Source organism: Paenibacillus brevis (assembly GCF_018919145.1).
In the GTDB taxonomy this organism is placed as follows: Bacteria; Bacillota; Bacilli; order Paenibacillales; family Paenibacillaceae; genus Fontibacillus; species Fontibacillus brevis.
The window spans coordinates 141,145-166,454 of the sequence record NZ_JAHLQJ010000011.1 but is presented as its reverse complement, the minus strand read 5'-3'; the positions used below and the strand labels follow the sequence as shown (position 1 = coordinate 166,454).

Annotated in this window: 30 protein-coding genes; 2 read left to right on the top strand and 28 right to left on the bottom strand. The window is 49.8% G+C overall.

Features of this window, described 5'->3' with window-relative positions; genetic code table 11:
• Positions 1 to 92: 92 nt before the first annotated feature.
• From KQJ23_RS14205 to KQJ23_RS14090, 24 genes are all read right to left on the bottom strand, one after another.
• On the bottom strand, positions 93 to 992 hold the full coding sequence (locus KQJ23_RS14205; protein WP_249529764.1) for a polyprenyl synthetase family protein: 900 nt from the start codon (positions 990 to 992) through the stop codon (positions 93 to 95).
• The gene (xseB, locus tag KQJ23_RS14200) at positions 985 to 1,266 is read right to left on the bottom strand and encodes an exodeoxyribonuclease VII small subunit (protein WP_212941881.1); all 282 of its coding nucleotides are present in this window, start codon (positions 1,264 to 1,266) and stop codon (positions 985 to 987) included. Before xseB ends, KQJ23_RS14205 begins: the two co-directional genes overlap by 8 nt.
• A complete protein-coding gene (gene xseA, locus KQJ23_RS14195; RefSeq protein WP_216479525.1) occupies positions 1,229 to 2,623 on the bottom strand; it encodes an exodeoxyribonuclease VII large subunit in 1,395 nt (464 codons plus the stop codon). Before xseA ends, xseB begins: the two co-directional genes overlap by 38 nt.
• A gap of 98 nt (positions 2,624 to 2,721) precedes the next feature.
• Positions 2,722 to 3,579: a bifunctional methylenetetrahydrofolate dehydrogenase/methenyltetrahydrofolate cyclohydrolase FolD gene (folD, locus tag KQJ23_RS14190; protein ID WP_216479524.1), complete on the bottom strand. Its 858-nt coding sequence runs from the start codon at positions 3,577 to 3,579 to the stop codon at positions 2,722 to 2,724.
• Between the two features lie 120 nt (positions 3,580 to 3,699).
• Positions 3,700 to 4,149: a transcription antitermination factor NusB gene (gene nusB / locus KQJ23_RS14185; RefSeq protein WP_216479523.1), complete on the bottom strand. Its 450-nt coding sequence runs from the start codon at positions 4,147 to 4,149 to the stop codon at positions 3,700 to 3,702.
• Positions 4,150 to 4,354: 205 nt separating this feature from the next.
• Complete coding sequence (locus KQJ23_RS14180) at positions 4,355 to 4,588, bottom strand: DUF2273 domain-containing protein (RefSeq protein ID WP_044479115.1); 234 nt, start codon at positions 4,586 to 4,588, stop codon at positions 4,355 to 4,357.
• Positions 4,589 to 4,600: 12 nt separating this feature from the next.
• Positions 4,601 to 5,140 (bottom strand): alkaline shock response membrane anchor protein AmaP, encoded by a 540-nt coding sequence (amaP, locus tag KQJ23_RS14175; RefSeq protein WP_216479522.1) that lies wholly within the window; start codon positions 5,138 to 5,140, stop codon positions 4,601 to 4,603.
• 82 nt (positions 5,141 to 5,222) lie between these two features.
• The gene (locus KQJ23_RS14170; RefSeq protein ID WP_216479521.1) at positions 5,223 to 5,630 is read right to left on the bottom strand and encodes an Asp23/Gls24 family envelope stress response protein; all 408 of its coding nucleotides are present in this window, start codon (positions 5,628 to 5,630) and stop codon (positions 5,223 to 5,225) included.
• A gap of 110 nt (positions 5,631 to 5,740) precedes the next feature.
• A complete protein-coding gene (accC, locus tag KQJ23_RS14165; RefSeq protein ID WP_216479520.1) occupies positions 5,741 to 7,084 on the bottom strand; it encodes an acetyl-CoA carboxylase biotin carboxylase subunit in 1,344 nt (447 codons plus the stop codon).
• Positions 7,085 to 7,140: 56 nt separating this feature from the next.
• Complete coding sequence (gene accB / locus KQJ23_RS14160) at positions 7,141 to 7,629, bottom strand: acetyl-CoA carboxylase biotin carboxyl carrier protein (protein WP_216479519.1); 489 nt, start codon at positions 7,627 to 7,629, stop codon at positions 7,141 to 7,143.
• 204 nt (positions 7,630 to 7,833) lie between these two features.
• Positions 7,834 to 8,610 (bottom strand): SpoIIIAH-like family protein, encoded by a 777-nt coding sequence (locus KQJ23_RS14155; RefSeq protein WP_216479518.1) that lies wholly within the window; start codon positions 8,608 to 8,610, stop codon positions 7,834 to 7,836.
• A 41-nt stretch (positions 8,611 to 8,651) separates the two neighbouring features.
• Entirely contained in the window at positions 8,652 to 9,299 is a 648-nt protein-coding gene (gene spoIIIAG, locus KQJ23_RS14150) for a stage III sporulation protein AG (RefSeq protein ID WP_216479517.1), read from the bottom strand.
• 13 nt (positions 9,300 to 9,312) lie between these two features.
• A complete protein-coding gene (gene spoIIIAF, locus KQJ23_RS14145; RefSeq protein ID WP_216479516.1) occupies positions 9,313 to 10,071 on the bottom strand; it encodes a stage III sporulation protein AF in 759 nt (252 codons plus the stop codon).
• Positions 10,072 to 10,105: 34 nt separating this feature from the next.
• Positions 10,106 to 11,299, bottom strand: a complete 1,194-nt coding sequence (gene spoIIIAE, locus KQJ23_RS14140) for a stage III sporulation protein AE (RefSeq protein ID WP_216479515.1) — start codon at positions 11,297 to 11,299, stop codon at positions 10,106 to 10,108.
• Positions 11,300 to 11,314: 15 nt separating this feature from the next.
• Entirely contained in the window at positions 11,315 to 11,704 is a 390-nt protein-coding gene (gene spoIIIAD / locus KQJ23_RS14135) for a stage III sporulation protein AD (protein ID WP_216479514.1), read from the bottom strand.
• A 10-nt stretch (positions 11,705 to 11,714) separates the two neighbouring features.
• Positions 11,715 to 11,918, bottom strand: coding sequence for a stage III sporulation protein AC (gene spoIIIAC / locus KQJ23_RS14130; RefSeq protein ID WP_044479125.1), 204 nt, complete (start codon positions 11,916 to 11,918; stop codon positions 11,715 to 11,717).
• Between the two features lie 57 nt (positions 11,919 to 11,975).
• Positions 11,976 to 12,494, bottom strand: coding sequence for a stage III sporulation protein SpoIIIAB (gene spoIIIAB, locus KQJ23_RS14125; protein ID WP_216479513.1), 519 nt, complete (start codon positions 12,492 to 12,494; stop codon positions 11,976 to 11,978).
• Positions 12,487 to 13,479, bottom strand: coding sequence for a stage III sporulation protein AA (spoIIIAA, locus tag KQJ23_RS14120; protein ID WP_216479512.1), 993 nt, complete (start codon positions 13,477 to 13,479; stop codon positions 12,487 to 12,489). The genes spoIIIAB and spoIIIAA overlap by 8 nt, the downstream gene beginning before the upstream one ends.
• Before the next feature lie 108 nt (positions 13,480 to 13,587).
• Positions 13,588 to 13,854, bottom strand: coding sequence for a YqhV family protein (locus KQJ23_RS14115; RefSeq protein ID WP_216479511.1), 267 nt, complete (start codon positions 13,852 to 13,854; stop codon positions 13,588 to 13,590).
• A 144-nt stretch (positions 13,855 to 13,998) separates the two neighbouring features.
• Positions 13,999 to 15,252: an aspartate kinase gene (locus KQJ23_RS14110; protein ID WP_216479510.1), complete on the bottom strand. Its 1,254-nt coding sequence runs from the start codon at positions 15,250 to 15,252 to the stop codon at positions 13,999 to 14,001.
• Between the two features lie 1,391 nt (positions 15,253 to 16,643).
• A complete protein-coding gene (gene efp / locus KQJ23_RS14105; protein ID WP_044479130.1) occupies positions 16,644 to 17,201 on the bottom strand; it encodes an elongation factor P in 558 nt (185 codons plus the stop codon).
• A gap of 130 nt (positions 17,202 to 17,331) precedes the next feature.
• A complete protein-coding gene (locus KQJ23_RS14100; protein ID WP_216479509.1) occupies positions 17,332 to 18,402 on the bottom strand; it encodes a M24 family metallopeptidase in 1,071 nt (356 codons plus the stop codon).
• A gap of 14 nt (positions 18,403 to 18,416) precedes the next feature.
• Complete coding sequence (gene aroQ, locus KQJ23_RS14095) at positions 18,417 to 18,860, bottom strand: type II 3-dehydroquinate dehydratase (protein ID WP_216479508.1); 444 nt, start codon at positions 18,858 to 18,860, stop codon at positions 18,417 to 18,419.
• 124 nt (positions 18,861 to 18,984) lie between these two features.
• Positions 18,985 to 19,479 carry a YqhR family membrane protein gene (locus KQJ23_RS14090; RefSeq protein ID WP_216479507.1) on the bottom strand — a complete coding sequence of 165 codons (495 nt, stop codon included), beginning with the start codon at positions 19,477 to 19,479 and terminating at the stop codon, positions 18,985 to 18,987.
• Positions 19,480 to 19,625: 146 nt separating this feature from the next.
• Here KQJ23_RS14090 and KQJ23_RS14085 point away from each other — a divergent pair, with 146 nt between their 5' ends.
• Both KQJ23_RS14085 and KQJ23_RS14080 read left to right on the top strand, forming a co-directional pair.
• Positions 19,626 to 20,630: a DUF1385 domain-containing protein gene (locus KQJ23_RS14085; RefSeq protein ID WP_216479506.1), complete on the top strand. Its 1,005-nt coding sequence runs from the start codon at positions 19,626 to 19,628 to the stop codon at positions 20,628 to 20,630.
• 7 nt (positions 20,631 to 20,637) lie between these two features.
• Positions 20,638 to 20,973, top strand: a complete 336-nt coding sequence (locus tag KQJ23_RS14080; protein ID WP_216479505.1) for a hypothetical protein — start codon at positions 20,638 to 20,640, stop codon at positions 20,971 to 20,973.
• A 28-nt stretch (positions 20,974 to 21,001) separates the two neighbouring features.
• Here the strand turns inward: KQJ23_RS14080 and KQJ23_RS14075 are convergent, their stop codons facing one another.
• From KQJ23_RS14075 to KQJ23_RS14060, 4 genes are all read right to left on the bottom strand, one after another.
• Positions 21,002 to 21,970, bottom strand: a complete 969-nt coding sequence (locus KQJ23_RS14075; RefSeq protein ID WP_216479504.1) for a patatin-like phospholipase family protein — start codon at positions 21,968 to 21,970, stop codon at positions 21,002 to 21,004.
• Between the two features lie 71 nt (positions 21,971 to 22,041).
• Positions 22,042 to 23,667 carry a family 10 glycosylhydrolase gene (locus KQJ23_RS14070; RefSeq protein ID WP_216479503.1) on the bottom strand — a complete coding sequence of 542 codons (1,626 nt, stop codon included), beginning with the start codon at positions 23,665 to 23,667 and terminating at the stop codon, positions 22,042 to 22,044.
• A 354-nt stretch (positions 23,668 to 24,021) separates the two neighbouring features.
• The gene (gene mntR, locus KQJ23_RS14065) at positions 24,022 to 24,447 is read right to left on the bottom strand and encodes a transcriptional regulator MntR (RefSeq protein ID WP_044479137.1); all 426 of its coding nucleotides are present in this window, start codon (positions 24,445 to 24,447) and stop codon (positions 24,022 to 24,024) included.
• A gap of 129 nt (positions 24,448 to 24,576) precedes the next feature.
• On the bottom strand, positions 24,577 to 25,290 hold the full coding sequence (locus KQJ23_RS14060) for a cytochrome c biogenesis CcdA family protein (protein ID WP_216479502.1): 714 nt from the start codon (positions 25,288 to 25,290) through the stop codon (positions 24,577 to 24,579).
• Positions 25,291 to 25,310: the final 20 nt, after the last annotated feature.

Below are 25,310 nucleotides of genomic sequence, written 5' to 3'. Positions count from 1 at the left end.
ATAATAGTCCTTATTATATCACAATGAGCTTGGTTTGGTGAAATAGCCCATTACGCCAGGATATAGCCGGGTTTGAGCCCGTCATTGGTTGTTCAATGATCCCTTTGCAACAGGTAATCGGCGATCTGCACCAAACGTGACGGATCAGGAATACTCCCGCCGGTAACAGCTTCCTTCGCAATTCGAGTCAATCGGGCGACCTCTTCACGAGACTGCTCCAAACCATGGAAGTACGGGTAAGTCACCTTCCCCTGCTTCACATCACTTTGCGTCTTCTTCCCAAGCTTCGTTTCATCCCCGGTAAGATCAAGGATGTCATCCTGAATCTGGAATGCAAGACCGATCGCACGCCCATAGGTCTCGAGCGCTTGAAGCTGGGCCGCATCTCCCGCCCCGACTCTGCCTCCCGCCTTGACAGAAAATACAATCAAATCTCCTGTCTTATGCTCATGAATATATTGAAGATGCGCCGCATCCGTAAGTCCCTGCTCGCCTTCCATATCCGCTGCCTGTCCGCCCACCATACCAGCCGGGCCTCCGTAGCGGGACAGTTCTTCCACGATCGCCAGCACGGATTCCGGAGGCACGCCGTAACGCGCGGCTTCCACAGCAAAGTGAAAGGCGTGCGTCAGCAAGCCGTCACCTGCCAGAATCGCCATAGCTTCTCCAAACACCTTGTGGTTCGTCGGTTTCCCTCTGCGAAAGTCATCATTATCCATGGCAGGCAAATCATCGTGGATTAAGGAATACGTATGTACCATTTCCACAGCACAGGCAACCGGGACAGCCGCTTCACGGCTTGCGCCCAGTGATTCTGCTGCGGCAATGACGAGTAATGGCCGGAGCCGCTTGCCTCCAGCCATCAACGAATAATTCATCGATTGTACCAGATTGTCCGGAACGTCCCACCCTTCGGGGATGAGCCGGGATAGCCTGGAGCTGATCAAATCGGAAATTTCGCGAAGATAGGAGTCGAAAGGAGATTTATCCAAGTAAATCCCCCTCTCCTTCAGGCGAATGAAACGGCCGTTTTACCGCCTCCCCATCCTCTTCAACGATCATTTCGATCTTGCGCTCCACCTGGCTCAGCTTCCGTCCGCATAGCTGCGACAGCTGCATTCCTTGCTGAAACAGTTCAATCGCTTGCTCCAACGGAACCTCTCCACGTTCCAGATGACTAACAATCTCCTCAAGCTGATTCATTGCCTCTTCAAAATTCAGCTCCGCTTCAAGCTGAGCCTGCTCCGGCTGATTCTTCTTCGCCATGATCGTTCTCCTTTCCGTTTCGCATTCCCCATACCTGACAATCCAATTCACCGTCTGTTACCTTGACTGTAATCCGGTCGCCGGGTTCGACATCTCCCAGTGACTTGATCAGACGTTCCCCTGTCTCGTCATAGACCAGGCTGTAGCCCCGCGCCATCACTTTGAGCGGGCTCAGCGCATCAAGCTGGCGAATGCCGGACGCCAGCTGCTTGGTCTTGTCCCGCAGGACAGCGGACATCGCCTGCTTCATCAGACGCTCGGCCTCACTTTGCCGGCGTCTTGCATACAGCAGCGCTTCCTGCGGATGATAGCGCAGCAGGCGCTGATGCAGCCGGTCGTGCCGGGCTGCAATGAGCTGCCGCCGCGCCCGCGAAGCGGCCTCGAGCCGCATGCGCAGCACATCCAGCCGCTCTGCGTGCTGGAGCAGCGTCCGCTGCGGCTGCTTTAGCGCCGGCGAGGCTTGCAGCCGGCTCAGCCGCTCGCGCGCCCGTGTCACGCGGTGCTGCAGGCTCTGCTGCAGCAGGCGCTCGCGCCGGCGCAGCTCGGCCGACAGCTCGGCCATGTGCGGCACGGCGAGCTCGGCGGCAGCGGTGGGCGTAGCAGCACGCAGGTCGGCGACAAAGTCGGCAATCGTAAAGTCCGTCTCGTGCCCCACGGCCGAGATGACAGGAATAGCCGACTGGTAGATCGCACGCGCGACCTGCTCTTCATTGAACGCCCACAGTTCCTCCAGCGAGCCGCCGCCGCGCCCGACGATCAGGACGTCGGCCTCGCCCTGTTCATTCATCGTCTGGATAGCCCGTACGATGGACGGAGCGGCTCCTTTGCCTTGCACAAGCACAGGATAGAGTACCACTGCAGCGAGCGGATAACGGCGCTGCAGCGTAGTCAGAATGTCTCTCACCGCTGCTCCGGTCGGAGAAGTAATCACACCGATAACGCGCGGATACTTCGGCAACTGGCGTTTACGCTCCTGCGCAAACAGCCCTTCTCCCTCCAGCTTGCTCTTAAGCTGCTCATAAGCCAGATAGAGGCTGCCGATCCCGTCAGGCTGCATATGAACGGCATAGAACTGATACTGGCCGTCACGTTCATAGACCGTTACATTGCCTCTGGCGATCACTCTTGCGCCTTCCTTCGGAACAAAGGGCAACCGCTGATTATGGGAAGCGAACATGATGCATTTGATCCGGCTTCCTTCATCCTTCAGCGTAAAATACATATGACCGCTGGAATGATGCGTAAAGTTGGATATTTCACCGCGAATCCATACTTCGGACAGAAGCCGGTCGGACTCCATCTTCATCCGGATATACCGATTCAATTCCTTAATGGATAAGACGCGCTGTTGTTCCATCATGGGCACTCCTTTCCGAACGGCTCCCTCTGCTGACATTATAGCCAAGTAGGATTAAAAGTAGGATTAACAATGGCCTGTTAGCCTTCCTTGGCTGCCTAAGCCAATCCGTTCAGTCTCTTTGCCGCAATTAATGTATTCTGCATCAGCATTGTAATGGTCATCGGACCCACACCGCCAGGTACCGGGGTAATAGGTCCCGAAACTTCCTTGACACTCTCGTAATCCACATCCCCGGCTAGCTTGCCGTTGTCAAGCCGATTCATGCCGACATCAATTACAACCGCACCCGGCTTCACGTAAGAAGCATCAACGAAGTTGGCCTTTCCGATCGCCACTACAAGAATATCTGCTTGGGCGGTCAGCTCCTTCATGTTGGCGGTACGGGAATGACACATTGTTACGGTGGCATGCTCACGTTGAAGCAACAGAGATACCGGCTTGCCAACGATATTGCTGCGGCCGATGACCACAGCATGTTTGCCCGCCATTTCAATTCCTGTACGCTTTATCAACTCAATAACGCCTGCAGGAGTACAAGGAAGCAAGCTGTCGTCTCCTATTACGAGATTTCCGACATTGACCGGATGGAATCCATCCACATCCTTTTCCACCGAAATTGCATCGATAATCGCCTTCTCGTTGATCTGCTTCGGAAGCGGTAATTGCACAAGGATGCCGTGAATGTTAGTTTGACCGTTCAGCTTGTCCACCAATGCCAGCAATTCCTTTTCCGTTGTGCTTGCCGGAAGTCGATGCACCTCTGAATAGTAGCCGAGATCCTGACATGCTTTCTCCTTATTGCGTACATAAACCTGGGATGCCGGGTCTTCGCCTACCAGCACAACCGCCAGCCCCGGCGTGATTCCCTGTTTCGCCAAACGTTCCACTTCTCCACGGAGTCCTCCGCGGATTTCCTCCGATACTTGCTTGCCGTTAATTACCGGTGCTGACACACTAATCCTCTCCCTCAACATTCTCCATATTTTAAGTTATATAAGTTGAACTAATGACTATACGCTTAGGACTTTCTACGTAGCTTCTTTAGTTCAACTTATATAGTTAAGCTTCCACTTTTAAATACGCGCCTTCAACTGCTCAACATCCTGGATCATCTTTCCCAGCACTCCATTGACGAATTTGCCGGATTCCACGGTACCAAAATGCTTCGCCAGCTCAATCGCTTCATTAACGACGACCTTGCCAGGAACATCATCACGAAAAATCATCTCGTATGCCGCCACTCTGAGCACCTGACGATCGACCTTGGACAGACGGCTGATTTGCCAGCCCTTCAAATAATCTGCAAGCAGAACATCAATCGTCTCCTTGTGACCCCAGGTTCCGTTCACAAGCTCCAGTACGAAGCTCTTGTCTCCCTCCAGGTCAGCGGGCTTGACCTCGCCTTCATTCTCTCCAACAGCCTCGCTGAGCAGCATGGTAACCGCCTGTTCAGCCTCGACTTCATTCATCTCCATATGATACAAGCTTTGTACTGCAATTTCTCTTCCCAATCTACGTTTCATGGGTTCCTCCTTGACATTGGTCCTGCGTTTATTATTACTATCTTCAGGTTCTCACAACCTTCTCGGTGCTGAAAAGCTAGCTTTTTGATCACGCACTACTATTATTTTACCCTGCTCCATCGGACAAAAAAAACCTGTAATACGCTAACTCCACAAAATGGCAAAATAAAAGGCTGCTCTTTTCGGAGAAAGCATATCACAGGAATCATTTAAAAGGACGCCAGCGCGATACGAGCCAGTTCTTCAATTCGCTCCAGGGTACAATCGGACCCTGATCCAGATCCTTATACTTACCGAAGGTATAGCCGATGAACAGCAAGAGCGCGCAGAATAACATATTCCAAAATCCGAAAAACAAGTAAATCGGGCATAAAAATACGGCGGCCGCCAGTCCGAGGACGCGTCCTCGGTGAGTCTCCCATAACTGCTTCCAAAACACCCGCAACGCCCCCTATTCAACCCGGTTTTTCATCACTGGCGATTGAACAAGGTTGGCAATATACACCGATACATAGGAGACAGGTATCCCCGTAATCTCATGCACATGGTCATGAACCTGCTTCTGGACCTCCTCGGTCAAAGCCGGTATGGATGAATCGCCGTCAACAACAGCACGAATCATAATTTCAAGTCCGGCATCCGTGATGCGAATGCGGGTCTTCACTTCTCGAATTCCACGAACACGGCTGGCTGCTTTGTAAGACAAATTCTCAATCGTATCTGTGGAAATCTGAATGTCGCCATACTCCGTTCTTTGGTCAATCGACGTAAGCGCATGACGATCACGGCGGATCGAAATATAGAAGAAACGGATGCTTAACAAAAACAAGGCTGCAGATATGATGATCAAGCTTATGATCAGGCCTCGCTCCTGTTGTCTGCTCAGGTTCAGGTCAACGGCTTCCGTAAGCAGAAGAATGGCAAGAATGGATAGTAATCCGACGCTTATGCTGTATACAAACAGCAAGAGTCTGTCCAAAATTTTAGCCACGACGGGTATAGCCTCCTAACATCTACGAGTATGCTCAAACTATAGCAAACCCCTGACGCATCGGTCGGGGGTTTAGTCCGGATTACTTCACCCGGTTACTTAGTTCGATTTCTTCATTCTTTTCCGCAGTCTTAAAAATAACGTCATGGATATGTACATTAACCTCCACGACATGCAGACCGGTCATCGTCTCAATCGAACGCTTTACATTTCGTTGAATCTCCGTAGCTACCTCCGGAAGACGATTCCCGTATTCCACAATGACAGAAACGTCGACAGCGGCTTCACGCTGTCCAACCTCCACTTTAACGCCCTTGGAAAGATTCTTTCTGCCAAGCAGTTCCACGATCCCTCCCGCAAAGCCGCCGCTCATGCCGGCAACGCCTCTTACCTCTACGGTAGCAAGCCCGGCGATCACTTCGATGACCTCGGGTGCGATCTGAATTTCTCCAATTTCAGTCCGTTCAAATTCGGTTGGTAAAGAGCTCATTCTATCATCCACCTCTCAATAAGCATGACGCCTCCCGGATCCCGAGAAAGCGCACTTATTATAATTACTATATCATTTCAGGTGCATTATGACAAACCATGCATCCACTGTTAAACCTCATATTCTTCCAGAAATTTAATATCGAAATCCCCCTTGAGGAATACAGGATGCTCCAGCAGCTTCTGATGGAAAGGAATTGTCGTATGGATGCCTTCAATCGCAAATTCGGCCAAGGCGCGCTTCATCTTGGAGATCGCCTCTTCACGGGTTTTCCCCCAGACAATCAGCTTCGCAATCATGGAGTCATAGTGCGGAGAGATCATATAGCCAGGGTATGCACCGCTGTCTACACGAACGCCAGGACCTCCCGGAGGCAGATAGAATCCGATTTTCCCGGGAGAAGGCATGAAATTGCGCGAAGGGTCCTCCGCATTAATGCGGCATTCGATAGACCAACCATTGAGCACAACCTCATCCTGAGTAAAGGAGAGCAGGTTGCCCTCTGCTACAGATATCATTTCTTGAATCAGATCAATCCCGGTAACCATTTCAGTAACGGGATGCTCCACTTGAATCCGGGTATTCATCTCCATGAAATAGAACTGCCCGTCCGGACCAAGCAAGAATTCCAGCGTACCGGCTCCAGAATACTGAACGGCCAGAGCGGCACGAACGGCTGCTTCCCCCATCTCCTTACGCTTCTCCGGCGAGAGAACGGGACAAGGCGCTTCCTCCACCAACTTCTGACGGCGGCGCTGCACCGAGCAATCCCGCTCACCCAGATAGGCTGCATTTCCGTGCTTATCGGCGATAATCTGAATTTCAACATGCTTCATGCCCGTCAGGAATTTCTCCAGATAGACGCCGGCATTGCCGAACGCCTTTTGGGCTTCCTGTTGAGCTGTAGTGATCTGCTTAATCAGCGACTCTTCATCCTCTGCAATACGGATGCCTTTTCCGCCGCCGCCGGCAGTTGCCTTAATGATAACCGGATAACCGATTTCACGGGCAATGGCCACCGCCTGGTCCAGATCATCGATCAATCCGTCCGAGCCTGGAATGACAGGAACCTCTGCCGCCTTCATCGTCTGCTTGGCGACCGCCTTATCTCCCATCTTCGTAATCGCTTCCGGTGACGGACCGATAAAGGTAATATTGCAGGATCCGCAAATCTCGGCGAAATCCGCATTCTCAGCAAGAAAGCCGTAGCCCGGATGAATGGCATCGCAATCCGTCAAGGTTGCTACACTCATCAGATTTGTAAAATTAAGATAACTGTCGCGTGCCAAGGTTGGGCCGATGCAATAGGCCTCGTCTGCAAGCCGGACATGCAGCGAATCCTTGTCCGCTTCCGAATATACCGCTACTGTGGAAATACCCAGCTCCCGGCAAGCGCGGATAATACGAACCGCAATCTCGCCACGGTTGGCAATCAATATTTTTTGAAATTTCACTTCATTCCATCCTCCTTGAAAGCTTGCCGCCTATACTCGTAACGCGGCCCTGCCTATTACTCCGGCTTCACCAGAAAGAGAGGCTGTCCGAATTCAACCAATTGTCCGTTTTCGACTAGAATCTCTTTAATCTCGCCTTTGACTTCTGCTTCAAGCTCGTTCATCAGCTTCATGGCTTCAATAATACATACCGTCGTCTTCGGTCCAACCTTGTCTCCGATATTGACGAATGCATTTGCATCCGGAGAGGATGCACGATAGAAGGTGCCTACCATCGGGGAGAGAATCTTATGTAACCCTGCATCTGGTTCCGCGACCGGGGCAGCAGCAACGTGAGATTCCACTCCAGCCGGAGCGGACAATCCCGGAGCGGGAGCCATACTGATCGGGGCAGCCTGCACAACAGGGAGCTGCGCTTGGATGACTTCCGGTTTGCCTGGCTTGCGAATCGACAGCTTGTAGCCTTCATTTTCAAGCTCGAGTTCATGTATCGAGGTCTTATCCACTAATTCAATCAGTTCTTTAATTTCGTTTAATTTGAACATAAATCACTTTCACTCCTTCAGCTTCTTCGAACTTTATAGAGGCAATCCAAAAAAGTTGACTTTTTGAACGCTCATTATAGGACGTATCGAAAAATCTAAAATTGTATCCTTCGTCGTAACTTTATGTATTATATCACAATAGATTGAAATGGAAAGAGCCCAAGATTTCCTCGGACTCTCTCGCCTTTCTATCAGGGCATTTGATTATTGAGTTACGTATTGAACCTGCACTTTATCCTGGGTTACGCCCAGCTCCTTGATCACCAGATCCATGATGCTGACTGCTTCTTTTGCTTCAAGCTTTTCACTGACTACGACAATTTTGTAGCTGTCGTCGTCATTTTCAGTCACAACCGCATTGGCATATTTCTGTAGCAGTTGCTCCTCTATGTTGAAAATCTTCTCTTCCTTTTCCTCCAGCGCATTCAGTTCAGCTTGTGCCATTACGGCTTGGTCCAGCGAAGGGTCTTCGTTAATCTTCTTCATCAATTCATCCGTCTTGCGGGAGTTTTCCTCTGAACGCTGGAACTGATATGCCGTTAGGGTGTCGGATGCCGATACTCCCTGAGCCTCCAGCTGCTTCAGTACATCTTCGTCGCTCACGCCTTTATTGGACTCGGTATTTCCTGAAGCCGTATTTGCAGGGTCCTTATCCGAATCCGCCGCACCTGTAGGTTGGTTAACCTCGCTCGTATTTGGATCCGGCAGCACAGCGCTATCTCCTGATGCCTCCTCGTCCGCTACAACCGCAGTCTGCCCGTCCTGTGCCGTAACCTCATTCAGGATTACGTCACTGCCGTCCAGCAGGTCGTCACCCATGGCGGTATCCTGAACTTTGCCTTGGTCCATCGACGTTACCTGCTGCCCTTCAGTTACCTGCTTCGTCTTAGGACCGTCCTCCGTGAATAAATAGTAAGCAGACAATACAACCATCAGGCTAAGCATGGATACGAGCCAAACTGTTTGTCTTTTTGATTTCATGTACAATTCCTCCTGAATTTTAATTTGGGATTTATACTTCTCTATTGGGACTGCTTGCGCGGGACTACCGAGATTCGATAGGCCGGAACATTCAATCCCTTTTCAACGGCATCTACAATGAGGCCCTTGACAACGTTGTTCTCCGCTCCCCTGGCAACGATCAGCACCCCGCGCACCTTCGGCTTGATCTTCTTTGTTACGATCGGCTGTTCATTTCCGGAAGCATCATAAGTGACGATCTCACCGTCTCTGGAATACTGCGTAATATTGCGGGTCCCTCCGTCAGCGTCAACTTCTTCGGTCATCTCCTGTGTATCTCTCATGTTGCGCTGGACGATAACTTCCTCGGTGGATTCCACGGTGACCAGCACATCCACATCGCCGACACCCACAATCTTCTCCAGAATCTCTTTGGCCTTGCTCTCCAGCGACGCCTCAATCTTGGCAAATGGTCCTCCTCCCTCACCATCCTCCTGAAGCAGGTTGCCCGAGGTTAACTCTTGCATGACCGGCGGCTCTCTCCCTGCCCCATCGGGCTCCACATGCTTTACATTAATGAATGAATTGATCAGCATGAGTGCGAGTCCGAGCAGGCCGATAATCAGCAGCAGGCGGTAGGTTTGCATTTTTTTCTTACCCTCTGTTCCCTTGCCCAGCCATTGCTCCAGCTTCTTCAGCCATTTCAGCATGTGCTTCACCTCCCTAGCTTTCTTCTTGAACCCCTGCTATAACTGTTACCGCATCAGCTGAAACTCCCCATTCCCTCACCATCAGGCTCTGAATCGAATCGGTGAGCTTTGCTGCTCCAACTGAATTTGCGGGTGACTCCGCATCACCAGCATCACCATAAGACACACCAGATGCCGCCAGGGTATCCTCGTTCTTCCTGCCGATCTCCGGCAGCGATACATCCACCTTCTGAACCTTGATGGACTTGGCAGAGGACTCGGATGCGGCCTGCTCTGGGGCTTTCATGACCACCTCAACCTCTTCTATATATAAAGTGCCTTCAGCCGCTTGCTGCGTAGAACTCTGACCTTTAGCTCCCGCATTCTTATCCTCGCGGGCCAAAATCACCGTTACCCTTTCCACGGGCTGTCCTGTTTCAAGCTCGATCTGCTGCTTCATCTGTGCCGCCGCCTGATCTCCGGCCAACTGGAGGGCTTCTGCTTCCTGCTTCTTGCGAAGGAGTTCTCCCTGCTTTAATATGGTCTCTGTCTCCGCAGCCGACCCTCCTCCAACACTTCCGCTAACCTGTTCAAAGGCTGCAGCGATCATCTTCTCAGGCTCGCTGCCGGACAGGATGCGCATAACCGGCGAGAGAAGGGTCAGCAGAATGAGCAGGCTGACGACAAACTTGACATAGCGTTCCATCGCTCGATTAGGCAGGAGTAAATCTATGAAGACTGCAAATAGCACGATAATAATAATTTCCTTCAGCCATTCACCTAGCATGCTCATGTCTCTGATCACCGCCTACAACTTCTATTCGATGTCACCGCATCATGACCGTTACATTTCCTGCCGTCAGCATGATGGTGATCGCCAGGAAGAACATCATTCCGACTGCTGCTAATGCTGCAAATACATAGATCATGCTCTTTCCGATCGTATCCAGTGTCGTAATGATAGGCGAACTGCCGAGCGGCTGCATAACGGCTGCTGACAAGTTATAGATGAGTGCGAGCGTCAAGATTTTTATCGCGGGAAAAGCACAAAGGAATAACAGGATAATGACTCCTACGAGACCGATTGAATTTTTAACCAGTAAGGAAGCCGAGATTACCGTGTCCGTTGCATCTGCGAATACCTTGCCTACTACTGGAATGAAGTTCCCGGTTAAGTATTTCGCTGTCCTAAGGGTGACTCCATCCGCCACAGATCCGGCGATCCCTCTTACCGAAATGACGCCAAGGAATACGGTCAGCAGAATTCCCAGCAGCGCCATCGCCGTTGTTCTTAGCAAATTGGCCAGTTGGGTCAGCTTATAGGTCTCCGACAGAGAACTGACAATGTGCAGAACAGCCGAGAAGAACAGGAGCGGGAACACCACCATGTGGACAACATTTCCCACCGTGTGTACCATGAACACTACCAGCGGATGGGCGACAGAGACGGTTGCGATATTCCCCATCGATGCAAGCAAGGTAAAGAGCAGCGGCACCATCGCCATCATAAAATCAATCATGCCGGTGATGGCCTGTGTAGCGTAGGATATAGCGACATGGAAGCTGTTAATCGCCAGCACCAGAATGACCATATAACAGATGGAGTAGGCAATCTTGCTGACTTGCTTTCTTTCAAATGCAGTCTGCAAGGTTTCCAGAATCATGCTGAACACGGATAAAAGGACAATCGTGACCAGAATTTGCCCGTTGTACAAAACTTCCTGCCACATGTATTTTACGAGACCGGACAACACCACATGAAACGAAAGTCCCTGATCATTCGATAAGAGCAGATCCATGAAGGAAGGCATCTCTCCATCCGGAAAAAATCCGCCATATTCCTTCATCAGGTTCTGCCAGTAGGTTTCAACCTGATCTGTCGGCAGTTCCTCTGTCTGACGCTGTATCCAATTGTTGGCCGGATCCTCGGCGGATACCGGAAGCGGAAGGCTGAAGAGCATTATTCCCAGGCAGATAATCAGCCATGTTCTAAGGAGCCAGCCGGTTTCTATTGGTCTCATATCCTCTTTCCTCACTTATGTCGGCAGCAGCTTGATTACCGTCTCAATAATCACACTGATGATCGGAATGGCCAGTACCATGATCATGACCTTGCCTGCCAGTTCAATCTTGGAGGCAATGCTTTCTTGTCCGGCGTCCCTCACGATCTGTGCGCCAAACTCTGCAATATAGGCAATCCCAATGATTTTCAGAATTGTCTTCAAGTAGATCATCTGAACTCCCGAGGACTCTGCCAGCTGCTCCAGAACCTCAATGACACCGCCTATTTTCCCAATGAGGAACAGGAAGATGTAAATCCCGGTGCTCGCCCCGATCAAAAAGGCGAATAACGGCTTCTGCTCCTTGACGACCAGGATCAACACCGTGGCGACAAGCCCCAGCCCGACTATCTGAATCATTTCCACCTGCGCTCACCTACTGGAAAAGAAAGATCGATTTGATTTCCTGAAAGAGGCTGTCCAGCAAGCGGATGACCATGAAGAGTACGACAACAAAGCCGATCAGGGTCACCCAGTGGGCCATGTCCTCTTTGCCCATCTGCTTCAGTACCGTATGGATCATAGCGATGATAATTCCAATGCCTGCGATTTGAAATATTGCATTCACTTCTAAGTTCATTGACTTGGCACCTCACGATCATTTTCACAGGCGATGACAGGAGTGTATGAATTAGCTTCAATACAGAATAATGACGATGAATGCTCCAAATAACAGCCCAAGGCTTTTGAACAATTTTTCATAGCTCCCTTGCTCCTCGCGGGCGACGATTTCCTCGTTCTCCAGTTGACGGACGGCTGTCGCGAGATGTCCGAACTGATCCTGTCTGTCGCTTGTTCCCAGCGTATGACTGAGTTGGCTCATGATGTCCTTCTCCGCCGCCTTCATCGCTGTCCCCTTCCATTCCTGATCAAGCGCCCGTTGCAGACTGTCTTTGGCTGTATAGTTCAATGGAGCGTTCATTTGGGAGGCAGCACTGGCAAAGATCGGCCGAATCGGGTCCCCGCTCTGCTCTCCAACCCGTAACAGCGCTTCGGGAAGCGGTGTATAGCCATATTGAATCTCGGTTTGCAATCTTCTCAGGGCAAGGATCAGCTTCCGAATCTGAACAGGGCGGTTGGCATATTGCTTCGCCTGGAACCAACCTGCTGCCGTGGCAGCGGATATGATCAATGCCGCTCCGAGCAACTTAAGCACGCTGCCTTCCCTCCTTCTCCTCTACCCCCAGAATCCTTCTTCTTTGTTCATCACGGATGGAGAATAGAAGCTGGTTCTCTTTTCGATGCAGGACAATGTACCTTTGAAAAAAAGAGGCGCCTATCAGTTTCGACAGCACCGGACGCGACTCCAAATCCTCTACATCCGTCCCATGTGCTGTTGCAATGACACGGACACCGGCATGCAGGGCTTCTGTTAGTGCCTCCGCATCCTCCGGGCGGCCAATCTCGTCCACTACGAGTACCTCGGGTGACATGGATCGGATCATCATCATCATGCCTTCCGATTTAGGGCACCCGTCCATGACATCGGTGCGCGGTCCCAGATCAAAGCTGGGCACTCCAAACTTGCTCCCGGCAATTTCGGACCGTTCATCAATGACAGCCACCTTCTTCCCGGGCCATCTCGCCTCGGGATGTCTCCAGGAGCCTCCGCTAATCAGACGGACAAGATCACGAACCAAGGTGGTCTTGCCCTGTTGCGGGGGAGAAAGAATCAAAGTGTGCAGTACCGTTCGATGACGGAAATCAAGCAGGTAGGGGAGCAGCGGATCACCAATTCCTTTCAATTCTCTCGCCAGCCGGATGTTGAATCCGCTTATGTCCCGTAAATGCTCCACACGCCCGCCTGCCAGAACCGTCCTTCCCGATAGTCCAACCCGATGACCTCCCGGAAGCGTAATAAAGCCCTTCCGCAGTTCCTCCTCCATGGTGTATAAGGAGTGGTTGGTCAACAGATCCAGAAGCCTGCCGGTATCCTGCTTGTCAGGATGATAGGCTCGCGACGGAACGCTGGTCATCTCTCCATCTGGCGTTAAGAATTGGTGAAGGCCCCCGGCATTCACTTCGAACGGTCTGCCTTCTCTGACACGTATCTCCTCTAGTTCAGTGAACAGCGCTTCCGGCAGCTTGGCCAATAATTGACGGAGGGTATCGGGAAATACAGACAGCCAGCTTTGGTCCATAGGCGTCCCCCCAAAACTTCTTACTTGCAAATCCTATTCAGCTTTATCATTTCGGTGTCTTATACATCATATCTATGCCTGTACTTCGTCTTTATGACGCCAAATCTATCATTTCTTTAAAATGCCGATTAAGAGACAACTCACTCCCAGACCGATCCAGAGCATTTTGCCCCAGGATAGTCTATCTGCCATTCCGGCCAGCCCGATCGCAGTGGTAATCAGGAGAACGCTTGGTCCGACAAATGCCAATGCTGAGTTGACGGCAAGCGCCTTATCTACCCGTCCCAGCTTCAGCATCAGAATCGCCGCAACAATCTCAATGCTTCCCGATACGATTCGCAGCGAGGCCATTCCAGTTACAAATTTATCAAGCATATTGCCCTCCCTTGTCCATTCATTCTCTCTGATTCATATGCCGAAACATCTTATTTTAGAAAAAAGAAATAGGGGCTGTCTCTTTAGATCTCTGATCTATTGAGACAGCCCCTATTAAAATTGCAATTCTATTCAATGAAATGATTAACGGCGATCCTTCGGACCTCCGACAAACGCTTGGTTGTCAGTATCCAGCCCATAAGCTGTATGCAGCGCCTGCACGACTTCATTCAGCTTGCCGCCCGCAATCACGCAGGAGACTTTAATCTCGGAAGTGCTGACCATTTCAATATTTACGCCTTGCTTCGAGATCACATCGAACATTTGAGCTGCGACCCCAGGGTGACTGACCATACCGGCACCGACGATTGACACCTTCACCAGACCGTCTTCCGAGGTCACCTCGCGGAACGGAACCTCTTCCGAAAGACCTTCGATAACCTTCAACGCCTTCTCCCGATCAGACAACGCCACCGTAAAGCTGAAATCCGCCTTGTCTTCCTGGTCGCCGCTTTGCACGATAATGTCCACATCGATCTTGGACTCAGCCAACGAGCCGAATACCTTGGCCAGAACGCCTGGAACGTGCTCGACGCCTACAATGCTGATCCGTGCCACATTTTTATCATAAGCGATCCCGCTGACTACTACTCCTTGCTCCATATGAGCATCCTCCTTCACGACTGTTCCCTCATTATGATTAAAGCTGGACCGGACAACGAGCCGCACCTGATTGTGCTTCGCATATTCAACGGCACGAGGGTGCAGTACAGCAGCTCCCAGATTCGCCAGCTCCAACATCTCGTCATACGAAATCTCATTCAGCTTGCGCGCATTCTTGACGATTCTCGGATCCGTCGAATAGATACCATCCACATCCGTATAAATCTCGCATACATCTGCTGAAGTAGCAGCCGCAAGTGCTACAGCTGTCGTGTCAGAACCTCCACGGCCAAAGGTAGTAATCTCTCCGTCCTCTGTCATTCCCTGGAAGCCAGCGACGACTACGATATTCCCTTCCTTGATCGCCTCAAGCACTCTCGACGGCCGAATGTCGATAATTCTCGCCTTTCCGTGTACCGCCTCTGTTCTAAATCCTGCCTGCCAGCCGGTAAAGGAAATTGCCTTCTTGCCTAGCTGATGAATCGCGATCGATAACAGCGCAATTGAAATCTGCTCCCCGGTGGTCATCAGCATATCCATTTCCCGGGTTGGCGGTTCCGGACTCAATAGCTTGGCCTGATCGATCAGATCATCCGTCGTATCGCCCATAGCCGACACAACCACAATGACCTGGTGGCCTTCATCCTGCTTCTCCGCTACACGACGGGCTACACGCTGCATCCGCTCCGTATCACCGACGGAGCTCCCCCCGAATTTCATGACATATAAAGCCAAGTTGGACCCTCCTCATGTACTCAATCCTAATCCAATAATAATTTTCTATCGGTAACGCTTTAAACCAGTATAATACGAATGCCCTGCGATTCGTCAATGCTTTTTCAGTGCATATACATAAAAAGAAGCCGTTTGGATATTAATGTAAGCGTTCATTCGTTGCGGTTGACTGCAAGAGCGCAGCAACAGCCAATATATAAAACCAACCAATGATTGTACCTCGTGCCCGGGGCAACGTGTGAAGTGTGCTTACGATCGCTGTTGTTCGCGAATTCCTTTGATTGAATCAAAGCTAAAATTGTAGGAATCCGCTCACAAAGGCGAACACTCCGTTTCTTCAACAGATGCCCCAATTTCAACAAGCCGACAGACAAGGGCTAATCCAGTAGATTCTGCATAATACCGACCAAGTACGCATGAGTAACCTCGCACCAAGCGCAGCTTCCAGCGCGCGGTGTCTCGCAGTATGACGGTGATTAGTGGATCGCATGAAAAGATGGATCGAACGCATCCAGTGAAAAAAGTTACCTTAAATTCAGTGGAAATGATAGAAATGCGGATATAGTGAAATTTTTTCGCTTAAAGTTGGCTATACCGTGTGTTTAACTAGATACTGGAGATCTAAGGTAAAATTTTTCACTAAAATTGGGTTTGAGCGCCGAATGAAGAATTTAAGGTAAGAAATTTCACTGGAGCATAACCGGAATGAGACTAAGCAAGTTGAATGAGTAAAGCTCGGGACAAGACTGGAAAACTTAGTCGGATAACGAAGTTACGAGTTCCACACAAGGCCGAAGCAAAGGACGATTGGGCACAACTCCAGGTGCCAGTGTGCCATTGGGCTGTGCGTAAACTGAATCGTACAGGCTTCCATTGGTGATGCCTAGCCTGAGGCGAGCCTGGCAGCAAGGGGAAATTGGGAGAAGGCTATTGGCGCACGGAGCACTCTGCTTGCATGACACGGCGGCAAGCTTATTGCATTGCAGTCTAGGGCCAATGCAGGCAATTGCATTGCATTCTGGAGTCTGCAACGCAGCCATGTGCAAACTGCGCCTCGAAGTTGAATTGCAAAGGCGAAGTAATCAGGACATAAGTATGAGGTGTGCTGTAGAAGCGTCAGCGTTCGCCTTTGTGAGCGGATTTCTCCCTTGTAAGAACTTAGTCCAATTAAAGAAATCCGCGAACAACAGCGATCGTAAGCATACCTCATACGTTGCCCCATCCAACTCGCCATCTAATGTTCAACTGTTTTCTTGCTGCTGCACATTTTGCCGCTTAAATGCCGCAGTCTGAATGCTTGTTGCCGCAGCCCCTAATACAAACAGGGCATCCCGCCAGAACAAGTCTGTCGGGACGCCCCTCCTGCTACTATATTGCTGCCAGGCATAAGCCTATGCGCGGGAAATATATTTACCTTCGCGGGTATCGATCAGCAGTACATCATCTTCATTAATGAAGAGCGGAACCTGAACATTCAAACCGGTCTCTACCTTGGCGTTCTTCGTAGCACCAGTAGCCGTATTTCCTTTGATCCCCGGCTCAGTCTCAACTACACGCAGCTCGACGCTGTTAGGCAGGTTAATACCCAGGATCTCGCCTTGATAGCTGACAATCTTAACGTTCATATTCTCTTTCAGGAAGTTAAGCTCCCATTTCAGTTGTTCTTCCGTCAAAGTGAACTGGTCATAGGTTTCGTTGTCCATGAATGCGTGCTCTTGACCGCTGGCGTACAAATATTGCACATCGCGGTTTTCAATCAATGCACGGCCGATAGTCTCGCCTGCACGGAACGTTTTCTCCACCGTGTTGCCATTGCGGAGGTTTTTCAATTTGGAACGGACAAATGCCGCGCCTTTACCCGGTTTTACGTGTTGAAAATCAAGAACGGTATAAATATCGCCTTCCACTTCAACGGTTAATCCTGTTTTAAAATCGTTTACTGAAATCACAAAAGAACCTCCTCAGGGGTTATAAGGTGAACTAATGACGTACACCGCATTCAATTCACCTTACATAAAAAATTGTTATATTAATTTTAGAATTACCCAAATCTTAAGCCCTGCATGCGCAAAAACCGAATTACAGAGTAATAAAATCCTTGGTTGATTCGGTCAGGCGGCGTACGCCTGTATCCGTAATTACGACATCATCCTCGATCCGCACACCGCCGAATCCAGGAATATAGATACCTGGCTCTACGGTTACTACCATTCCAGGCTGAAGGACCGTATCGCTCAGCTTGGACAATCTTGGTTCTTCATGCACATACATCCCCAAGCCATGCCCTGTGGAATGTCCGAACAGTTCTCCATAACCGTACCGGGCAATAATATCGCGGGCCAAAGCATCCCCCTCGCGTCCGGTCATCCCAGGCTTCAGGTGCTCCAGTGTATGCATTTGCGCTTCCAGCACGATATCATAAATTTCCCGATGCTTGGCTGTTGGTTCTCCAAGAAATACGGTACGCGTAATATCCGAGCAATACCCATTCAATAATGCCCCGAAATCCATGGTGACAAATTCGTTGTTCTGCATAATTCTGCCGCTGGCAACTCCATGAGGCATCGCAGAACGCTCGCCGGATGCCATTATGGTCTCGAAGGCAGTGCCGGATGCTCCATGCTTGCGCATGAACGTCTCCAGCTCCAAGGCCATATCCCATTCGGATACTCCCGGCTTAAGCAGTTCCAGCATATGCAGGAACGTCTTGTCCGCTAAATCGGCAGCTTCCTTCATGACTTCGAGTTCCCCGTTGTCCTTGAACATCCGCAAGCCTTCAACCATTCCCTTAACAGGCACAAGCTCGCAAGGCTTCAGGTCACTTTCATACTTGCGGTAGGTAGAGAATACTGTATGATCTTCTTCAAAGCCCAGACGGCCGATTCCTGCTTCTTGAAGCAACTGCTTCAAATTTTCATTTACAGAAGGTCCATGCTCCACAATCACAAAATCCTTTGCCTGCTCAGATGCCTGCGTCATATAACGGAAATCGGTAAGAAGGTATGCATGATCAACTGTGATTAATACATAACCCGATGATCCGGTAAAACCCGTCAAATAGCGGCGGTTCACGTCATCAGTAATCCAGACGGCTTCAATTTGCTGCTGCTTCATTGCTTCGCGAAGCCCGGCAACCCGTGTATTCGCCATTTCAGAACTCTCCCTTATCTATTAGCTTTTAGATGTTGAAGCAAAGCCATTATCCCCATCTCATATCCATAAGCTCCGAATCCCGCAATCTGCCCAACCGCGATCGGTGCGATGACCGAATGGTGGCGGAAGCTCTCACGGGCATGGATATTAGACAGATGCACCTCGACTGTCGGTATTGCTACCGTTGTGAGTGCATCTCTTAACGCATAGCTGTAATGAGTCAATGCGCCAGGGTTGATCAGAATGCCGTCACAGACTCCATACGCCTCATGGATCTTATCAATTAAATAACCCTCATGATTGGATTGGAATAGCTGAAGCTCAATGCCCTCAGCTTCGGCCAACTTTTGCAGCCTGTCCTCAATCGCTCCGAGTCCCACTGAGCCGTATATTACAGGCTCTCGCACCCCAAGCATATTCAAATTTGGACCATTTAACACCAGGATGCGGATCATACTGCTCACCCTTCCATTTTAAGAAGTTGTTCAATGGGCTGGGAACCGGCTGATTGAACATCAACAGTAAAAATAACCAAAAGTTATTTTACCATAGAAACAAGAGAATTGAGAAGCACTTTGTCTACTCCAAGGCCCGCTCCGGCTCGCGATTCCTCTCATCGGTAAATTCCTCTGCGGTAGAATATCCAATAAATAGTCCCCACAATAAATAGAGACAGAATTCGCTGAACAGCGTATCAAAGGACAGTTGTGTCTCTGGCGCCGTCATCCGTGCCAGCGGACCGATCACAACGAAGATTAGCATCCACCACACAATCCCGTAGACAATCCCGGGAAAGGGTCCTCTCAGCTTCCGGAAAGCCAGCGTATAAATAAGGGTTGCCGCAATCGAAAACAGGATGAACGACAGCCACCCCACATAATATCCCGGCTGGGTATTCAGGAAGCTGTGCTTAAAGAACGGCTCCACCAGAAAGCCCGGTATCACGGTGGTAAAGCTCATGTAATAAAACAGTCCTTTGACCGCTCCCCAGATCAAGCCGGCGAAAAAACCGATCATGATCGAAAAGCCCAATAGATTCGTCCTTTTCTTCTCTTGTTCTTCCTGGTGCTTCATAGCTCGATCGCCCTTTCCTGCTAGTCGTATCATTCATTGCTAGTATGCGCAAATCGAAAAAGACTAATCAAACTAGAATTTGACCGTAAAGTTCGTTACAATGTAATTATTCTATCAAAACCAACACTCCTAGGAAGGTGAATTTATTGTCAGAGCAATCTGTACCTAATATATATGGCGGTCAAGCCGTCATGGAGGGCGTTATGTTCGGCGGCAAGCACGTCAATGTTACGGCAGTGCGCCGCAAAACCGGTGAGATTACATTTCTTGAAGTACCTAAACAGGATAAGCAATGGGTGAAAAATTTGCGTAAGATTCCTTTTTTGCGGGGGATCGTCAGCATTATTGATTCCAGTGCGAAGGGATCCAAGCATCTGAACTACTCTGCCGAGGCGATGGCCGATGACGAGCTTGAACCGGAGGAACGTGCCAAACAGAAGGAGAAGGAGCAATCCGGATGGTCGTTGTCCATGATTATCGGGGTCGCGGCCGTTGGTGTCTTGTCCTTTATTTTTGGCAAGCTGATCTTCACGCTGGTTCCTGCCATTGTTGAGCAGTTCCTGTTCCAGAATGCATTTGGCAGCCAATCGCTGCATAGTCTTGTTGAAGGACTAATCAAGGTCGTCTTCTTGCTTGTCTACCTGTGGATTATGTCCCAGACGCCGATTATTAAGCGCCTGTTTCAGTACCATGGTGCAGAGCACAAAGTCATCAGCGCATATGAAGCCGGAGAAGAACTGACCCCTGCCAATGTGCAAAAATATAGTCGCCTTCACTACCGTTGCGGCAGCAGCTTTATCATTTTGACCGTCATCGTCGGCATTATCCTCTACTCGCTGCCGATTTTCAGTTGGGATTCATTGTGGGAGCGGGTATACATCCGCTTGCTGCTGCTCCCGCTTGTCATCGGAATTTCCTTTGAGTTGTTGCGGTTAACAAATGCGGTCAGAGATATTCCGGTTCTGCGTATTCTCGGTTATCCTGGACTCTGGCTTCAATTGCTTACAACCAAGGAGCCCCATGATGATCAAGTAGAGGTCTCCATCGCTTCGTTCAATCGGATGCGTGAACTGGATGCCATCGTCGAGAAACAGGGAACACTGGTTGATAACGTAACTGCTCCTTCTTCACTTGATCCTGTGAAAGGATGATAATGACATGAAAAAGCAGTCCATTCTATTATGGATTTTAGGCATCCTGTCCGTGATTGGCATTTTAGCTGGACTGTTTGGATACGGCGGCCGGATCCGACTTATGGATTTTCTTGTTCCGATCATTCTGATAGCGGTCATCTTCCTGCTCTACAAGTTCCCGCCCGGCAAAGCGCGGAAGCGAGGCCCCAAGATCAAGCCATCGGCCAGAACTATGGCCAAGGTTGCTCAGGCCAAGCGGAGCAATACCTCTGCTGCCAAGAAGCGGAAGACGTATCCTTTTCAAGTCATCGAAGGGAATAAAGGCAAGAAATCAGATGATGATGTGCCAAAATATCATTAATAGATCAAGTTAGACCAGCTTCTTCATACTAAATCTTAAGAGCCTGCTGATACTTTATGAACTGTTCCTCGTAGTACTGGACGCTCCAGTCTCCGAAGAAGCGGTCTCCGGATCTTTCGCCGGATTCATAAAGCAGCAGGCTTTCTTCTTCACTGAGATCGAACTGTGTGGTGGATACGCCAAGCGTGGGAATTTTGATGGTACGATATCGATTGGACTGTTCGATATACCGCTCATCGTGTGCAGAGAGCATGGTCTCTACTAAGGCCTGCAGCATAGAGAACGGTCCATGAATGATATGCGGTTTATCGGTGTTCTTCCCGACCATTTGAAAGCCGACCGTAGGAATCATTTTTTTTCGCGAACCGGAAGCGGAGCGGTCAAATATCCACAATGGCAAGTTGCTCAGCAATCCGCCGTCAACAATATGCAGGAACTGATCCGAGAACCTCTTTCGTTTATTCATGCTCGGGGGCAGCCGAAGCAGGACCGGATCGAAAAAGTAAGGGATGCTGCAGCTCATACGGATAGCTCTAGCCACTTCAAACGACTCCGGCCGAATCCCCAATTTGGCCAGATCATCAGGCAATACGAGAATTTTGCCGCTCGTAATATCCGAAGCAATGACCTTGAGCTTGCCCTTAGGTAAATCTGCGAATGTGCGAACCCCTTTCTGCTGAAGAATTTGTCTAACCCAGTGCTCCAGCGCTTCTCCGGAATAGAGCCCCTTTTTTAGCATCACCCGAATGGCTGGCCCGATCAGTGCCAAATTAAAGATTGGTGATCTTTTCAAAAAACTAGCAAAAGAAGTGGCAATGATTAGCTCCTTCATCTCCTCCGCCTTATAGCCCGCAGCGATCATGGAAGCAATAATGGAACCCGATGAAGTGCCCGCGACCTGATGAAACTCCGCACCATATTTTTCAGCCGCACGAACCGCACCGGCCAGCGAGATTCCCTTTACCCCTCCGCCTTGGAATACTCCGTTGATCTGCATAAAAAACCCCCATCCCCATACACAAGTCTAATGCTTATGTATGTTGACGGAGGTTGTATATATGCTGAAAACTAATGAGTGCGGTAATAGTCTGTAAGGAGTTGAATAATTCCAAGAGGGTTTCTTCTCAAGTCTTTCGCACTGAAGAAAATGCTGCCTGAAATCCCGGAGGTGCTGCGGTTATATTCGAGCTGAGAAATGATCTCTCCCGCACTGCCCCATCCGATCTCCGGTGTAGCCAGCTTGTAAGGGGCATGACCGATATACAGCTTCACCTGCGTACCTCTCACTTCATTCGCCCACCAGCTAGCCAAGATGTCATAGCGGACCTCTTGTCTGGACATGCTCCAGTAAATCTGCGGTACAACATAATCAATCCACTCATGCTTGATCCAAGCACGGACATCGGCATAAGTGCTGTCATAAGCCGTAATGCTTGCCTTCGTATCCGATCCCGTCAGATCACTGCTCTTATTCCTCCAGACGCCAAACGGGCTGATGCCGTAAGCCACATTGGGTTTGACTTGATCGATAGCTTCCCCCAGCTCCTGAACAAATGAATTGATGTTGCTTCTCCGCCAATCCCCTTTATCACTTAACTTATTCGGATTGTACAGCTTAAAGGTCCCATCATCGTTAAACTTGGATTTCGTCGTCTCTCCGGTCGGGTAGAAATAGTCATCCAGATGCACACCATCGATGTCATAACCGTTGACAACCTCCATAATGGCTTCGATGATATGGGAACGAGCCGCCGGAATGCCGGGATTAATATACATTTTTCCGCCGAACGTAACGATCCAGTCTTTATGGGCATTCGCTACGTGATTTGCCGGCAGCTTGCTGGCATCACTTCCGGTGCTCGCCCGAAATGGATTAAACCACGCGTGGAACTGTATTCCGCGGCGGTGGGTCTCTTCAATCATGAATGCTAGCGGATCATACCCCGGATCCTTTCCCGCGGTTCCTGTCAGATAAGAACTCCATGGTACCAGCTTGGATGGATACAGACTGTCTGCAGCCGGCCTTACCTGAACGAATACCGCGTTGATGCCCATTGCTTCTACCTCGTCCAGCAGTTGAATGTATTCCTGCTTCTGCTTTTCGATCTGTCCGTAAGAAGCCTTGCTTGGCCAATCCAGATTCGAAACAGAGGATATCCATACTCCCCTCATTTCCTGATCCGCCGAAGGTGACGTAACCGTGCCTGCACCGCTTTCCGGCTGCGGCGGTACGACAACCGCGCCTCCATTCGAAGACTGTGCGGTAAGGGTAATCGTCTTCGCGGCGGAGCTCCATACGACACTTAGTCCGAGTTGCTCACTCACAAACCGGAGCGGAACCATGGTCCGGCCGTTAACGTTCTCCACAGATACGTCCAGAGCAATGTCATTGCCATCCACCCTGGCAGTTTTGCTTCCCATGACAAGAATTAATTCATGTTCTTCCTTTTGAATTGTTGCGCTCTTCGCCGTAGAAGACCAGGTGACATGAGCCCCCAGATTTTCGCTGATAATGCGGAGCGGGACCATCGTGACATTCTCTTTAGCTTTGATGTAAGGAGGAGTATCACTCTTTAAAACGCTGCCATCCAGGAAGATAGTGATCTGGTTCCCGCTCTCGGCCTTGGCGCTGCCGCCTGGCCAGATCAGCATCAGAATCAGCAGAGGAATCATCCATGCTCGTAAAAATTTCATCAGTTACCTCCATTGTGTAGTTCGAGTTCAAAAAGTTAACTTTTCAGCACCGAGAAGGTTGCGAGAATCCGAAAAACGAGGAACGGAACGTAGGCAGACCTACAAGAGCGAAATGCTTCCAAAGGAAGCATACCTCGTAAGCATATGCTTGAACTTCGAGGGTGAACGCAAGATTCGACGTCGAAGTATCTTCTCGAAACTCTTCGTAATCAAAAGATGACTTTTTGAACATCCACTAGTAGATTAGACAAACTGCCCTATGTCAATGTAAACGACACTCACAGGTAAAGAGTTGCGGAAAATGGGCAAAATAAAACCCCGCATCGCGGGGAAATGCTCTTTATTTCATTTACCTCAGGCATCACCAAGCAGTTCCTGGCTGACACTTCTTAATTCCGTAACCCGGGCTTCATCGCGCTTGAAGTACTCTACCAGCGAAGCAATGCAGGTAATGGAGTCCCAGCTCAGATGGTGCTCGATTCCTTCCACGTCCTTATAGATATTGTCCTGATCGACACCGATCAGTTCAAGGAATTCTTCCAATAAGTCATGGCGGTCTACAAGGCGTTTTCCGATCTTCTTCCCTTTATTAGTAAGAACAAGGCCTCTGTATTTTTCATAGATGAGATATTCATCCTTGTCCAGCTTCTGGATCATCTTGGTGACCGATGAGGGATGAACCTCCAGCCCTTCAGCGATATCGGAAACCCGGGCATAGCCCTTCTCATCAATCAATTTGTAAATACGCTCCAAATAATCTTCCATACTGGGCGTTGGCATATGCTGAAAACCTCTTTTCTCTGAGCTTTCGCGGAACTCGTATTCAAAATGAACCGCATTCTGTACCAAGTCTTACTAGTTAATGATACATGTTAGGCTCGTCTGTTGGCAAGTTACCTGCTCACGAAGTTAGAATTTCAGCCACTCCGGCGTAATCTGCTGCAACCAGATCGTGATTTGGGCCATCTTATTCGTAAAGAGAAGAACACCCATCAGCAGCATGAGAGCCCCGCCAATTTTCATGATCAAGCCGGAATACTTCAAAATCCACTTGGTGGAGCCGATAAAAAACGCCAGCACAAAAAAAGGGAGCGCGAAGCCCGCAGAATAAGCGGTAATCAATCCTAACCAAGCCCCTGGTTCACTTGCGGCAAGCGCTATAATGGCAGCAAGGATCGGTCCTACGCACGGAGACCAGCCTGCCGAAAATCCAATACCGAACACAAAAGAGCTTATGTATCCTGAAGGCTTGAACTTCAGATTCAGTTTGCGCTCCTTAAGTAAGAATCCCGGTTGAAAGATTCCGAGTAAAAATAGACCCATTAATATAATCAGAATAGCCGATAATTGGCGGATCAAGGTCCGGTAGTTATTGAATAACTCTCCAAAGAGTCCTGCTCCAAAGCCAAGCGTGTAGAACACCACTGAGAAACCAAGGATAAAGGCCAGCGTATGGGTCATCGTGCGAAAGCGCACTTCCCTTTTGTGCTGCTCGGTCTTCAGCGTCTGGACGGACATTCCGGTAATATAGGACAGATAAGAAGGATATAATGGCAAGCAGCAGGGGGAGATAAAGGACGCTACCCCGGCTCCAAAGGCAACCATAATATTGATGTCAGCCATACGAACCTCCGCGATTCTAT